The sequence below is a fragment of the Nostoc sp. genome (genome assembly GCF_036918245.1).
Taxonomy (GTDB): domain Bacteria; phylum Cyanobacteriota; class Cyanobacteriia; order Cyanobacteriales; family Nostocaceae; genus Nostoc.
Map to the genome: position 1 here is coordinate 1 of NZ_JBALEF010000086.1, position 13,019 is coordinate 13,019.

Annotated in this window: 9 protein-coding genes and 2 pseudogenes; 1 reads left to right on the forward strand and 10 read right to left on the reverse strand. The window is 39.7% G+C overall.

The genetic code is table 11. From position 1 onward, the window contains the following. The 6 genes and pseudogenes from V7L12_RS23980 to V7L12_RS24005 form a co-directional block, all read right to left on the reverse strand. Positions 1-692: integrin alpha (locus V7L12_RS23980; RefSeq protein WP_335088129.1), on the reverse strand; the 692-nt coding region annotated here is incomplete at its 3' end. Between the two features lie 1,113 nt (positions 693-1,805). Further along, complete coding sequence (gene nifJ, locus V7L12_RS23985) at positions 1,806-5,453, reverse strand: pyruvate:ferredoxin (flavodoxin) oxidoreductase (RefSeq protein WP_335088130.1); 3,648 nt, start codon at positions 5,451-5,453, stop codon at positions 1,806-1,808. A gap of 511 nt (positions 5,454-5,964) precedes the next feature. After that, on the reverse strand, positions 5,965-6,426 hold the full coding sequence (locus tag V7L12_RS23990; protein WP_335088132.1) for a hypothetical protein: 462 nt from the start codon (positions 6,424-6,426) through the stop codon (positions 5,965-5,967). Between the two features lie 28 nt (positions 6,427-6,454). Continuing rightward, positions 6,455-6,604 (reverse strand): hypothetical protein, encoded by a 150-nt coding sequence (locus V7L12_RS23995; protein WP_335088134.1) that lies wholly within the window; start codon positions 6,602-6,604, stop codon positions 6,455-6,457. Positions 6,605-6,659: 55 nt separating this feature from the next. Beyond that, positions 6,660-6,914: pseudogene (locus V7L12_RS24000) on the reverse strand (ABC transporter ATP-binding protein); the annotation flags it as partial. A gap of 7 nt (positions 6,915-6,921) precedes the next feature. Further along, positions 6,922-7,071: pseudogene (locus V7L12_RS24005) on the reverse strand (ABC transporter); the annotation flags it as partial. A gap of 237 nt (positions 7,072-7,308) precedes the next feature. On the opposite strand from V7L12_RS24005, the gene V7L12_RS24010 reads away from it, so the two are divergent. Then, the gene (locus tag V7L12_RS24010) at positions 7,309-8,466 is read left to right on the forward strand and encodes an endo-1,4-beta-xylanase (RefSeq protein WP_335088136.1); all 1,158 of its coding nucleotides are present in this window, start codon (positions 7,309-7,311) and stop codon (positions 8,464-8,466) included. A gap of 256 nt (positions 8,467-8,722) precedes the next feature. Here the strand turns inward: V7L12_RS24010 and V7L12_RS24015 are convergent, their stop codons facing one another. The 4 genes from V7L12_RS24015 to V7L12_RS24030 form a co-directional block, all read right to left on the reverse strand. After that, positions 8,723-9,574: a WecB/TagA/CpsF family glycosyltransferase gene (locus tag V7L12_RS24015; RefSeq protein WP_335088138.1), complete on the reverse strand. Its 852-nt coding sequence runs from the start codon at positions 9,572-9,574 to the stop codon at positions 8,723-8,725. A gap of 145 nt (positions 9,575-9,719) precedes the next feature. After that, on the reverse strand, positions 9,720-10,871 hold the full coding sequence (locus V7L12_RS24020; RefSeq protein WP_335088139.1) for a glycosyltransferase family 4 protein: 1,152 nt from the start codon (positions 10,869-10,871) through the stop codon (positions 9,720-9,722). A gap of 113 nt (positions 10,872-10,984) precedes the next feature. Beyond that, the gene (locus tag V7L12_RS24025; protein ID WP_335088141.1) at positions 10,985-11,872 is read right to left on the reverse strand and encodes a glycosyltransferase family 2 protein; all 888 of its coding nucleotides are present in this window, start codon (positions 11,870-11,872) and stop codon (positions 10,985-10,987) included. 128 nt (positions 11,873-12,000) lie between these two features. Next, on the reverse strand, positions 12,001-13,017 hold the full coding sequence (locus V7L12_RS24030) for a hypothetical protein (RefSeq protein ID WP_335088143.1): 1,017 nt from the start codon (positions 13,015-13,017) through the stop codon (positions 12,001-12,003). Positions 13,018-13,019 lie beyond the last annotated feature (2 nt).

Below are 13,019 nucleotides of genomic sequence, written 5' to 3' on the forward strand. Positions count from 1 at the left end.
TAGTCACCTTCCTTGATGCCGTTGATAGCGAAGCCGTTAGCGCCGTTGAGGTTAGAGAGGTTGAGAGTGGCGCTCCATCCTGTGCTCTTGCCAAATACCACGTAGCTCTGCTCTGACCCGATACCGGAGCCATCAGGTGCCCCGATAATCAGGTCGTCGATGCCATCTGAGTTGACATCTCCGGCACTGCTGACAGAAAAGCCTGAGTAGTCATACGCCCCGATGCCGTTGATAGTGAAGCCGTTAGTGCCGTTGAGGTTAGAGAGGTTGAGAGTGGCGTTAAAGCCTGTGCTCTTGCCAAACACCACGTAGCTCTGCCCAGAATAGTCGTTGGGGGAGGGACCGGGTGCCCCAATAATCAGGTCGTCGATGCCATCTGAGTTGACATCTCCGGCACTGCTGACAGAGGAGCCTAAGTAGTCACCCGAGTTGATGCTGTTGATAGCGAAGCCGTTAGCGCCGTTGAGGTTAGAGACGTTGAGAGTGGCGCTCCATCCTGTGCTCTTGCCAAACACCACGTAGCTGTCGGAGGCATCGTCTGCCCCGATAATCAGGTCGTCGATGCCGTCTGAGTTAACATCTCCGGCACTGCTGACAGAGGAGCCTAATTGGTCAAGCTCCTTGATGCCGTTGATAGCGAAGCCGTTAGCGCCGTTGAGATCCGAAAGGTTAAAAATTGAATTTGCCATCATTTCTCCAGTGTTAGTTTTTATGAGTATTTGTCGTTAGTCATTAGCAAAGACACTTATACCGCAAGGCGTAATTCGTAATTTGTAGTTTGTAATTATGATTGCATAAAGATTTTAGACATTTCCAAGGGATCGCTTATTCCCGCTAATCTGTACTAAGAAGCTGAGTACCTAGCTGCTCAGTCAGAATTTTCACAAAAATCTTAATACAATTCGCTCTTTTAGCCTTTCTCCCACTGCCATTAGATTGGTAATCTCTTGTTGCGTTGTAGATTGGGCGATGTCTACGATGGGCTACGCCTACGCACCTGCTCTCTTTTAAAATTGATTTCTTCTAAAATTGATTTGCATATCTATTAATATTTCTTTGCTTACCCTCTGTGATACCTTTCTACTGCCACATCTGAGCGATAGCGATAATTGAATAATTTGTCAGCTTGTAATTTGTAATTAGAAAATTTAATCGCGAATTACAAGCAGTCTTTTGGTGTCAGGTAGTAACCTATTTGATTTTGTAAGCAAAAATTACTTTAATAACCGTTAAATCACTTAAATACTCTTATAACTATCTAAGCATTGTCAAGAGGCTGGGTATGATTCTGATAAAGTTAGAGTGAATTTTAGGAAGTGCTATATTAAGTTTTTGTGTCAGCGATAGTGTGTTCTTACGTCTAAGCAAGCTAGGCGCAGCCTCTTGTTGAGAAGCGTTAGTGAATCTTCTCTGCAACCCGCTCTCGCGTTCGAGCGTCACAGTCTGTCGTAGACATTGCACTCTTTTTTACAGATTGGGTTGAGAAATCAAACCCCACATTTGCGCGTTTGTTGACTAACACTGTGGTTCAATACAACTTAAATCACAGTGTTAGTAACTAAAATGGTGATTTTGTAACGAAAATTTCCATGTTTGTAACGAAAATAACAATTCTACTAACCAAAATGGTTTTTTTATCACAAAATTTATAATGTTTGTAACGAAAATAACAATTCTACTAACCAAAATGGTTTGTTGTAACGAAAATTCTGATGTTTGTAACAAAAAAAATGGGTTTTTATAACGAAAATTGCGACTTGAGTTAGTTAAGTCGCAATTTTTATAACTAAAATTAGGGTTAATGTTCAGAGAATGTCGCGTTTTGCCAAATATTGGTACATTTGCCAACGTGTATTTACTTCAGCTTGGGCTTGTTCTAATAAATGCTTGGCAACGTCGGGTTTGCTCTTAGTAAGCATCTTGAAGCGATTTTCTTGATACATGGAATCTTCTACAGATTGCTTCGGCGATCGCATATCCAGTTGCAATGGATTTTTACCCTGATTAAGCAACTCTGGATTATGCCGATACAGCAACCAACGTCCTGATTCTACCAGAGTTTTCTGATGATTCATCCCTGTGGTCATGTTGATGCCGTGGGCTATGCAATGGCTGTAAGCAATAATTAGTGATGGGCCATCATAAGCTTCTGCTTCCAGAAATGCTTTCAGGGTATGTTCATCTCTAGCACCAAGGGCTACACTCGCTACGTAGACATTTCCGTAGGTCATGGCAATCATCCCTAAGTCTTTCTTTGGTGCTGGCTTACCACTAGCGGCATATTTAGCAACTGCGGCTCGTGGTGTAGCTTTGGAAGATTGACCGCCTGTATTAGAATACACTTCTGTATCCATCACCAAGATGTTGACATTCCGACCACTAGCAATTACATGATCGATACCGCCAAAGTCAATATCATAAGCCCAACCGTCACCACCAACAATCCAGACGCTTTTTCTCACTAAGTAATTTGCAAGGGATTTGAGATTTTGGATTTTGGATTTGAGACTTCGGCTACGCTCAGTCGAACGATTAGGATCGAAAGTGACAATTTCATCTAACCTTTGCTGCAACAGTTCTATCCTTTCGCGCTGTTCCCAAATGTCAGCCTCAGATTTTTGTTCAGCTTTCAGGATTGAGTAGACAAGGTTTTCATCTATTTCACTCCCCAATTCTTGCAATAGTTCCGCCGCAAACTCAGCTTGTTTGTCGAGGGAAAGGCGGAAGCCAAAACCGAATTCGGCGTTATCTTCAAATAGATTATTAGACCACGCGGGGCCGCGTCCTTGGGCGTTGGTTGTCCAAGGTGTTGTGGGGAGATTCCCACCATATATTGAAGAACAACCTGTAGCATTGGCGATGACGGCGCGATCGCCAAACAATTGTGTTAATAATTTTAAGTAAGGTGTTTCACCACAACCTGCACAAGCACCAGAGAATTCAAATAATGGTTCTTGCAGTTGTTGTTGGCGAATCTGATTTAATTTTAGCGATCGCCTGTCAGGATTGGGCAAACTCAAAAAGAAATCCCAGTTTTTTCGCTCTTGCTCTTGCAATGGCAACTGCTGTGCCATGTTAATCGCTTTCAGCGATGGCTCAGATTTATTTTTAGCAGGGCAAATATTTACACAAATCGTGCATCCCGTGCAATCTTCAGGGGCAACTTGAATGGTAAATTGTTGATTGGCAAAGTCTTTATCTTTTGCACCAGTTGACTTGAAGGTTGCTGGTGCATTTACTAACTCATCTGCTTGATAAGCCTTTGCACGGATGGCACTGTGGGGACAAACCATCACACACTTACCACATTGTATGCAGACATCCGGCTCCCACACAGGTATCTCTTCGGCAACGTTACGTTTTTCCCACTTGGCAGTACCTACGGGAAAAGTGCCATCAACTGGTAGTGTGCTAACAGGTAAATCATCACCTTCCCAAATCATGATTTTGCCCAGAACTTCTCGCACAAATTCAGGCGCACTATCAAGCAATCTTGGATTGTTGATTGTTGATTGTTGATTGTTGATTGTTTGTGGTACATCTACCTTATGCAAGTTGTCTAAGGTGTTGTCTACAGCTTGCAAATTCATGCGGACAACTTCTGCACCTTTTTTACCATAAGTCTTGTCAATCGCTTGTTTGATTTTAGCGATCGCTTCTTCTTGTGGCAAGACACCCGCTAAAGCAAAGAAGCATACCTGCATAATCGTGTTAATTCTGCCACCCATGCCACTTTCGCGAGCAACCTGGCTAGCATTGATTACATATAACTTCAAATGCTTGGCGATAATTTGCTGCTGCACCTTCAACGGCAGATATTCCCAGATGGTATCTGCATTGTATGGACTGTTAAGCAGTAAAGTCGCTCCAGGAATAGCAGCCTTCAAAATATCTATGCGTTCTAGAAATCCCCAGTGATGACAACCAATAAAGTTAGCTTGGTCAATTAGGTAAGTGGAGCGAATTGGCTCTTTACCAAAGCGTAGGTGAGAGACAGTCATCGAGCCAGATTTCTTGGAATCGTAGACAAAGTAGCCTTGGGCGTAATTGTCAGTTTCTTCACCAATAATCTTGATGGAGTTTTTGTTAGCGCCAACAGTGCCATCAGCACCCAACCCATAGAACATTGCCCTGACAACATTATCCGATTCTGTAGAGAAATTAGGGTCAAAGCTTAGAGAAGTGTAAGTAACATCGTCATTAATACCGATAGTAAAATGCTTCTTCAGCTGGCTTTGCACGAGATTATCGAAGATACCTTTCACCATCGCCGGAGTAAATTCTTTGGAAGAAAGACCGTAACGACCACCAATAATTTTAGGGTATGAGAAAGTATTTTCTCCCCCTGCTTCCCCTGCTTCCCCTGCCTCCCATGCTTCCCCTGCTCTCTTATCTCCCCACGCTTCATGAATAGCAGCCACCACATCTAAATACAAAGGCTCACCGGCGCTACCTGCTTCTTTGGTGCGGTCAAGAACTGCGATCGCTTTTACACTAGTTGGTAATACTGCAACAAACCTTTGAACATCAAAGGGGCGGTAAAGTCGCACTTTCACTACACCAAGTTTTTCACCACGGGCGTTCAGGTAATCTACTGTTTCATGGACGGTTTCACAACCTGAACCCATAAGAACGATAACGCGATCGGCATCGTTAGCGCCGTAATATTCATAGATTTTATAATGCCTTCCCGTGCGTTCGCCAAATTCATCCATGATCCGCTGGACAATTTCTGGACAGGCGTTGTAGTAAAGGTTAGCGCCTTCACGTCCTTGGAAGTAGACATCGGGGTTTTGGGCAGTACCGCGCAATACTGGATGATCTGGGGTGAGGGCACGGCTGCGGTGGGCGAGTATTAAGTTATCGTGGATGAGCGATCGTAAATCATCATCTGAGAGCAATTTGACTTTCTGCACTTCATGGGAGGTGCGGAAGCCGTCAAAGAAATGCATAAAGGAGACTCGCGCCTCTAGGGTAGCAGCATGGGCGATGAGAGCAAAATCTTGACTTTCCTGCACTGAAGCGGAACACAGCAGGGCGAAACCAGTCGCCCGAGCTGCCATTACGTCGCTATGGTCGCCAAAAATTGATAAAGCATGAGTAGCCAAGGAACGGGCGGCAACGTGAACCACAGCGCTAGTCAACTCACCAGCAATTTTGTAGAAGTTGGGTATCATCAACAATAATCCCTGAGATGCCGTAAAGGTGGTACTCAGGGAACCTGTTTGCAAAGCCCCATGTACAGCACCAGCCGCTCCACCTTCGCTCTGCATCTGCACGACGCTAGGAATAGTACCCCAAAGGTTGGGACGACCTTCGGCTGACCAAGCATCTGCCCATTCACCCATCGCTGAAGAGGGGGTGATGGGATAAATGGCAATCACTTCATTTAATTTGTAAGCAACACGGGCGACAGCCTCATTCCCGTCGATGGTTGCAAAGGTTTTGTTCATAATATGATTTTTGTCCCCGCCTCTAAGCTGCATGATCAGAACACGTGAATATAAGAATCAGAAATAGCCAGTACTAGAAAGTGAGTGTATTATCTGCATTAAAGATTTCTCGGTAGGATTTACTCCGTGTTTAAAGGATAGCTTTAGGCTCTTAAATTAACTTTCCATCAATACTGCATCTATTAATATCTCATCTGCAATACTGCATCTATTAATATGCATTAATAATGTACTCAATAACCAAAGTCTTTATTTGATAACACTTTAAAACAATTTATTCTTTTTTCTGGGGTATAGGGTCGGGAACAATACTGCTCGGTTAAGAAAATTTGTAGGTTGGTTGAAGGTCATGAAACCCAACAAAGCCCTAAAAATGTTGCGTCTAAGTTACTCAATCAACTTACACTGAAGTTGTTTTTAAGCAAAACCTACGCAGGATTGGGACTATTTTGTACAATGGTCAAATATCACTTTCAATCGCATAGGAACAGAAATCAGATAGCAATAAAAATTACATCGCTAATCGCCGATTTCCATACCATTGACTCAAATCATCTTCAATCGCCTCAAGAATCGCGATCGCCTCAGTTATTGATTTTGCATCGGCAGCTAAAAGTGTAAACGCTCGCTCAACCCGTTGTTGATAGTCCTCCGGGCAAATAGCAAACCTATTAGCAAGTGCCATCGCCCCCTTTTCGTTCAACAGGTAATCTTCATTGAGCGCGAATAAAACCTGATTCATACACGCCACACTACGGAAACAACAACCTGCTCCGTAAACAACATCATCGCGTGCAATCGCCTTTTTTGCGACCAATAGCGAGAAACTTATTTCCCTGGCGAAAGTATCAATAGTTGCCTGTTTTAGCCCAACTGGATAAAGCTCTGTTTTTACCTTCAAAGCTTCTAAGACACCATCAGGGTCGTAAAGTGCCTGACAAAGAGCAATTTCACCCATATAAATAGAGGACACAAAGCCATGAGGGTGTCCTGGTTGATAATCAATAGTTAATGCGTCCTATATGGCAATCATCAATGACACGATTGACCTTCGCCAAATCGCGATAGAGGAAATCTACACCTACACCTTCTACTACAAGCCAACCGCCGCCGTTAATCCATTTTCCCCATTCATCAATCGCAGTAATCAAATTTACCCGATGGTTATCATCAAGCTCACAGGCAAGACGAACTCAAAAATTGATATTAATTGCTGACTGTGACAACATCTACACTATCAGTTTTCAGTTGACTATGTTCCATATAAATGATGCGATCGGCAATATCGAGGATGCGGTTGTCGTGAGTAACTAGCGAAATCGTACAGCCTTGTTCTTAAGCTACCTTCTGCATTATTTCTAAGACATCGCGCCCAGATTTTTTGTCGAGTGCAGCAGTGGGTTCATCTGCTAAGACAATCTTAGGATGGCTGACTAAAGCATGAGCCATAGCTACCCGTTGTCCACAATCGCACTTTTTCCGTATCGGTATCTGGTTTAAGCTTAATTAATCCAACTTCGATGCAATCGGGTTTACGTTCTGGGAATAACTGGAGAAAAGTAGAGTCACTGGCGATCGCATTACCATCGGCAGCAAAGGAAGCACGATCTGTAAACATCAGAATTTCGCCACTATCCGGTGCTGATGTAGACAGAATTAACTATTTATTATCGAATGAATCGTTATATATTAGGGTAGTATATGAAAGCACAGTTAATTGATGTAAATCAAACATGCGTTATGATTTAACAATTTTTATCTTATGTAATGACTGTGTGAATTATTACGAAACCTCAAAAAGTATCAAAATTTATTTTGTAATATAATCTTATATGTTTTTTATTAAATACAATTTATGCCTTATCGGAGAAATTTTTTAAGAAGAGCAGGATATACAACCCTTTCTGCCTTATTAACTATGGGGTTTTTACAAAAGGATAACCAAAAAGAAGATCAAGGCACGAATGCTATTGCAGGAAATTATACAAGTAAAAATTTAAATTCTCCTCTTCGGCAATTAGCTACCGCCAAAGGAAAGCGTTATGGCGCAGCAATTTCTAGTGAATTTTTGCAAACAGAGAAAGATTACGCTAACCTGATGGCTCGTGAATGTTCCATTGTGACACCGAATGGTGAATTAAAATGGGACGCTACTGAACCACAGCCAGGATTATTTACCTTTGAGTCAGCAGATGCGATCGCTGATTTCTGCCAAAAATATAATATAGAACTGCACGGGCATACCCTTTTCTGGCACATGGGAAAACCAGACTGGGTTCCTTATCCTCCCACACCTAAGATGATCGAACGCCATGTTAACGGAGTCATGGGGCATTATCGCAATAGTCCCGTTTTAAAGTCTTGGGATATTGCCAATGAAATTATCGCTGATAGTGAAAATGAAACTGATAACACTACTTATGGTTTGCGTAAAGGGGTAAAACCAGAATTGATTAGAGACTTGTTTTTAATTGCCGCTTCAGTTGATAGCAGCAAGAAATTTTACCTAAACGATTTTGGCATCGAAGGCACCACATGGAAATCAGAACGTTTCTTAAGAATGGTCGAATATCTGAAGAATAGTGGCGTTAAAATTGACGGGGCAGGTATCCAGTCACATCTATGGTTTTCTACTGCCTATGGTTTTGACGAGAAAGGATTTAATTCCGTTTTAAAACGGCTTAACGATCTTGAAGTTAAACCAATAATCACGGAATTAGATATTATCATTGATACCCCATTACCCAATAGTATCAAAAGCCTAGACCAAATGGTAGCCGACAGTTACAAGCGATATCTTGACCTGTGCTTTGGAGCTAAAGTCGATACTGTGATTACATGGGGACTTACCGACCGTCATACCTGGATACGTCATCCCGAGTGGATGCCAAGAAAAACCTTTAGAAACAATCCAAGTCTCTGGAAATTTCTGCGTCCGCTTCCCTTCGATGAGAACCTGCAATCTAAACCAGCCCGCAATGCTATAGCCCAGGCTTTTCAGGAATCAACTTAATACTCCACCCAGGCGTAAATATAGCATTTCCTCAGCAACTGAGGTACACCCAAATCTTGTTTACCAAGCTTAGTAACTTTGAAAATGTACCTCATTATGCCGGGAACTGCTATAGGACTTTTAAGTATTATTCTAAGCGAAATAGATGGAGATATTTTTCGCTATTCACGATTATGAAAGTTGAATAAGACTTACTGACTAATTAATCATTAAACCTTAGTACAACATTTCATAAATTCGTGACGAATTGAGCAACCTACTGGTAAGGCTTTGAGAAACTCGATAACGCTACGAACTTGTGAAATTTCGTACTTAGAAATACCAGCAGGTTATTTTTTTTTTGTTTACTTGAGATACTCCAAATTTCTCGTAAAAATAATGTGCCAACAAACCAAGGCTCAAATAAGTAACGTCTCCAAAGCCTTTTCGGTTCAGATAACAAGCGATACAACCATTCTAACCCCACCTTTCCCATCCAGCGAGGAGGAGTAGGTATTGCTCCTGCTATATAGTCCAAACAGGCTCCACTAGTCAAAATGGTGTTGGTATGAAGATGTTCAAGATTTTCATAAATCCAATACTCTTGGCGTGGCATACCCATTCCCACCATTAATATATGGGGTTTGTAAGTATTAATTGCAGCTACAGTGGCAAGATTTTCTTGACTATCTTTATCTATATCAATATAGCCATGAGCGCAAGCAATCTGTAAACCAGGAAATTTCTGGCATAAAATATTTGCTGCTTTTTCAGCAACTCCTGGCTTTGAACCTAAATAGAATACACGCCAACCTTTAGTAGCAGCTTCTGCCATCAGAGGCCATACCCAGTCAGCATAGGTTACTCTTTGTTCACGTTTAATTGGAAAACCCAACAGCTTTCCAATAAACACTAAAGGCATACTATCAATATGGGTATATTCTGCCTTGGAATAAAAAGCTTGCATTTTCAGATCGTTATGGAAGAGATAAAGACTATGTAAGTTGTGATTAGCAATAATCCATTTTTCATCCCGATCAATAGATTCTTCAATCAAGAAATTTAAGTCAAGGATAGAGAGTGCATCCACTTGAGCGCCAAAAATTTTATAAGAAAATCTCTTTTTCATATTTTATTTTTCTTTTGATAAATATGAGATGTTATCTCAATGTAAAGGTGAGTATTGTAAAATTAATTAGCAATATTTCAATACGGAAATACTGAAATATTGAAATAGCTAAGTTTTTTAGTTAAAAATTATTATCTAAATATAACTAAAAAGCACTTTTTTTTATGAGGATTTCCGCGATATTGTGTGCTCGTGCATTCCAGGAATACTTTTCTGTAATTAAAGTATGTGCTGTATCTACAAGTGATTGATATTTATCAATATTTGAAGCAGCATCAAGTATTGTGTTAGCGACTTCTTCGCAAGAGTATCCTGTTACTAACAGATGTTCTAAGTGGCGAAATTCTTCTAAACCTCGCAAGCCTTCTGGTGTTGATACAACTAATTTTCTACTAGCGAAATAATCTAATGCTTTATTACGAGCGCCACCTGCTACTGCTTGTTTTGAAAATGGCAATAAAGCAATATCTGCATATTTCAAATGGGCAACAAAATCTTCTCTTTTAGGTAAAAAGCCTATAAAAGAAATGTTAGAAGGTATTGGTTCTGAAATATCACTACTATCCCTACCAATCACAACAAAATGTACTTTTTCTTGATGACTTTCAAGGAATTTAGCAACCTCAATAGCCATTGATACAGACATATCATTAGTTGGAAATTGAAATGTTTTTGGAGCAATAATAACCACTATTTTAGCTGGTCTGAATGCTTGATAGGGGTCTTGATCTGGAAAAACTTCAGTATTAAGTAAGTCTTCAGTCACTCCATTCCCGATAGAATAAATTTGCTGTGGAGTTTTTCCATACCATTGGGAAATTAGTTTAGGAATTGATTCACCTGCTGCAATAATAGGACTACCAGAGAATATTAAAATTCCCTGAGCAATATATGTCTTAATACATTGTGCAAACTCTTTGAAAGGATTGGCAACTGAAAACAAGCGCATCCAGTATTCATAAGGCGAAAATGTATGAAAATCTAAGACAAGAGAGGAACTACTGTGTTTTCTAAGCTTTAGTGAAACTAAAGCAGCCAATCCAGGTAGTGTTTCTTGAGCATACACAATATCTGGACAAAACTCGTCGATACACTTTTCTATGGATTGAATATATGACTTCAAGCTTCTTGATCCAATAGAAAGAGAAGGTGCATAATTAACAGATGAACAATCTAAACCTAGCTGAAAAACATCAAAATGTTTAGTAAGATATTGTCCTAGATAAAAAGGTCTAGTAAATGCACCAAATGGCTGACTAGAATCGAGGGTTGAGACAATCAGTAAGCGTTTACCCATAAAATGATTGCTGATTATTATTTTAGAGTTTGAAACTACATTTGTCAAATTCTTAACAGAGTTATAACTTATCTAAATATCATCCACTCATGACTCTCGTACAAGTATTAAACTTATGAGTGAGTTTGATTGATATCCTCAGAAAATGTGGGGGAGGTTGCCAAATTTTTGTAACCAATAACTGCTCTGATATAAGGTAAGAACCAGTAAAGTATCCAGAATGGTCCAGAGTGTCTGCTACAAAATATAGTCCATGATTTTAATGGAAATCCTTTAATTTGTAGTACTTTTTTTAAGCGTTCCAATAGATTTAAATTGGTATCTGCCCAACTATTACGGATAGAGTTTTTGGTACAAGTACCAATATACCCAGGAGCCACCCATATTTTACAACCCAATTTACGCGCTCTCAGAGCATAATCTAAATCTCCTAAACTATGAACAAAAGCTGTATCAATATTGCCAACTTTGGCGGTAACACTTTTAGGAATTAGCACGCAGTTACCATACATAGCATCGCATTTTTGGATAACGGAACTTGGTTCTAAAAATTCAAACTTATTAGAATACCACTTTTTAGATTTTACTGCTCCTCCATAGGTTGCTTTTCCTGTAATTAAGTCTTTAGTTGAACCAACTACAATTGAGTCTGGATAACCAAGTTCCGTCAAATTTTGATGAACCTGCAATAGTCTACTCACAGCATTGGCTTCCAGAAATGTGTCATCATTCAACCATAGATAATAATCATATTGATATTTTATTGCCTCACTAAAAGCGAGATGCATTCCTCCGACCCAAAATAAATTGCCATTACCCTGAAGAATTTGTACTTCTGGATATTCTGCTTTAACAGCCTCTGTAGTACCATCAGAACTCCCATCATCAGTTAAATAAACATCACAATGATTTTTTTGCTGATATAAAGCATTTAAACAGGCAAGAGTTGTATTGCGTCTGTTATAACATGTCATAATTACAGCTAGATTTGCTTTTCTCATCTCATTTACCTCGATATAATATGTACAAAAATGATTAATTAAAACAATAAACTTATACGCAATTTTGACAGATTTTATTTATAATCTAAATTATCAAATTTTTGCTTTCCATATATTGTTATATCAGTTTAAAACTTAACCCTCTTTTCTATCCAACCACTGAAATTAATATCTAAATAAAAGCTTTTTAGTTTTTGTTCCATTCTTCTGACTCCCAACAGATATCGATGCAAAACTGATACACGAGGCATATTAAGTCTGACAACCTCTTCACACAACCATTGATATTTATCTGAATTGCTATTAATTTTTTTCAATCTTTTTATTTGTCCATTCCAATCGTTATAAAAAAATAAGTTGAAATAATGGATGGATATAATATCATCCCAATGTTTAATTTGTATTTCTTTTGATAAACGGTTATGTAAAGGTAATGGATAACTATAATTAGGAGGAAGATGTTCAACGTTTTCTTCCAAGGCACATAAAGTTACAGATAAAACAGACTGCTCAACAAAATAAATACCCTGGGGAGGAGTAATATCCAAGCGCATTACTTTTTCAAAGTTCTCTTTCCAAGTTGTAAATATACCCGCACTCCTTCTTACAGCAACCAAACCAGAATTCCAGTAGGCTCTGATTCTTTTATTGCCAATTGGTGTGTCAACAAATACCTCACGCTTTACTCCCAGTACTTCATATAGTTTTTGCCAATACCATTCTTGAGGATCTTGCAGACCTGTAGAACCAATTCCTTGACCATACTCAGGACGCATCCGTACGTTACAATCTACTGGCAATAAAAATTCTTTTGGTTCAGAAAAAAAGCATTTGTCACTGTCTAAAAAAACCAATATTTCTGCATCGACATTTTGTTCTGCATAGGCACAAACTAGGGGTTTATTAGCTAAATAATATTCCTGAAATTCTTGATTTATCGGGATTTGTTGATGAGTCACCTGCAATGCTTCAAAGGCTTGTTGGGTTTGCTTTAATATCGGTTCACCTACTCTAGGATGAAAACTATATATAGGTGTATTTTTCAATTCGCCGCAGAACTTACGAATACTTTCTGCAAGCATCAAAGATTGGCCTTCTAAACGGCCAGGTTCTGTACAAATTATAAAAGCTATAGGTATTGACATAT

What these genes read in the sequence shown, in the direction of transcription:
- V7L12_RS24015 (WP_335088138.1), bottom strand. Translation starts at nt 9,574, where the DNA reads ATGAAAAAGAGATTTTCTTATAAAATTTTTGGCGCTCAAGTGGATGCA.
- V7L12_RS24010 (WP_335088136.1), top strand. Translation starts at nt 7,309, where the DNA reads ATGCCTTATCGGAGAAATTTTTTAAGAAGAGCAGGATATACAACCCTT.
- V7L12_RS24025 (WP_335088141.1), bottom strand. Translation starts at nt 11,872, where the DNA reads ATGAGAAAAGCAAATCTAGCTGTAATTATGACATGTTATAACAGACGC.
- nifJ (WP_335088130.1), bottom strand. Translation starts at nt 5,453, where the DNA reads ATGAACAAAACCTTTGCAACCATCGACGGGAATGAGGCTGTCGCCCGT.
- V7L12_RS24030 (WP_335088143.1), bottom strand. Translation starts at nt 13,017, where the DNA reads ATGTCAATACCTATAGCTTTTATAATTTGTACAGAACCTGGCCGTTTA.
- V7L12_RS24020 (WP_335088139.1), bottom strand. Translation starts at nt 10,871, where the DNA reads ATGGGTAAACGCTTACTGATTGTCTCAACCCTCGATTCTAGTCAGCCA.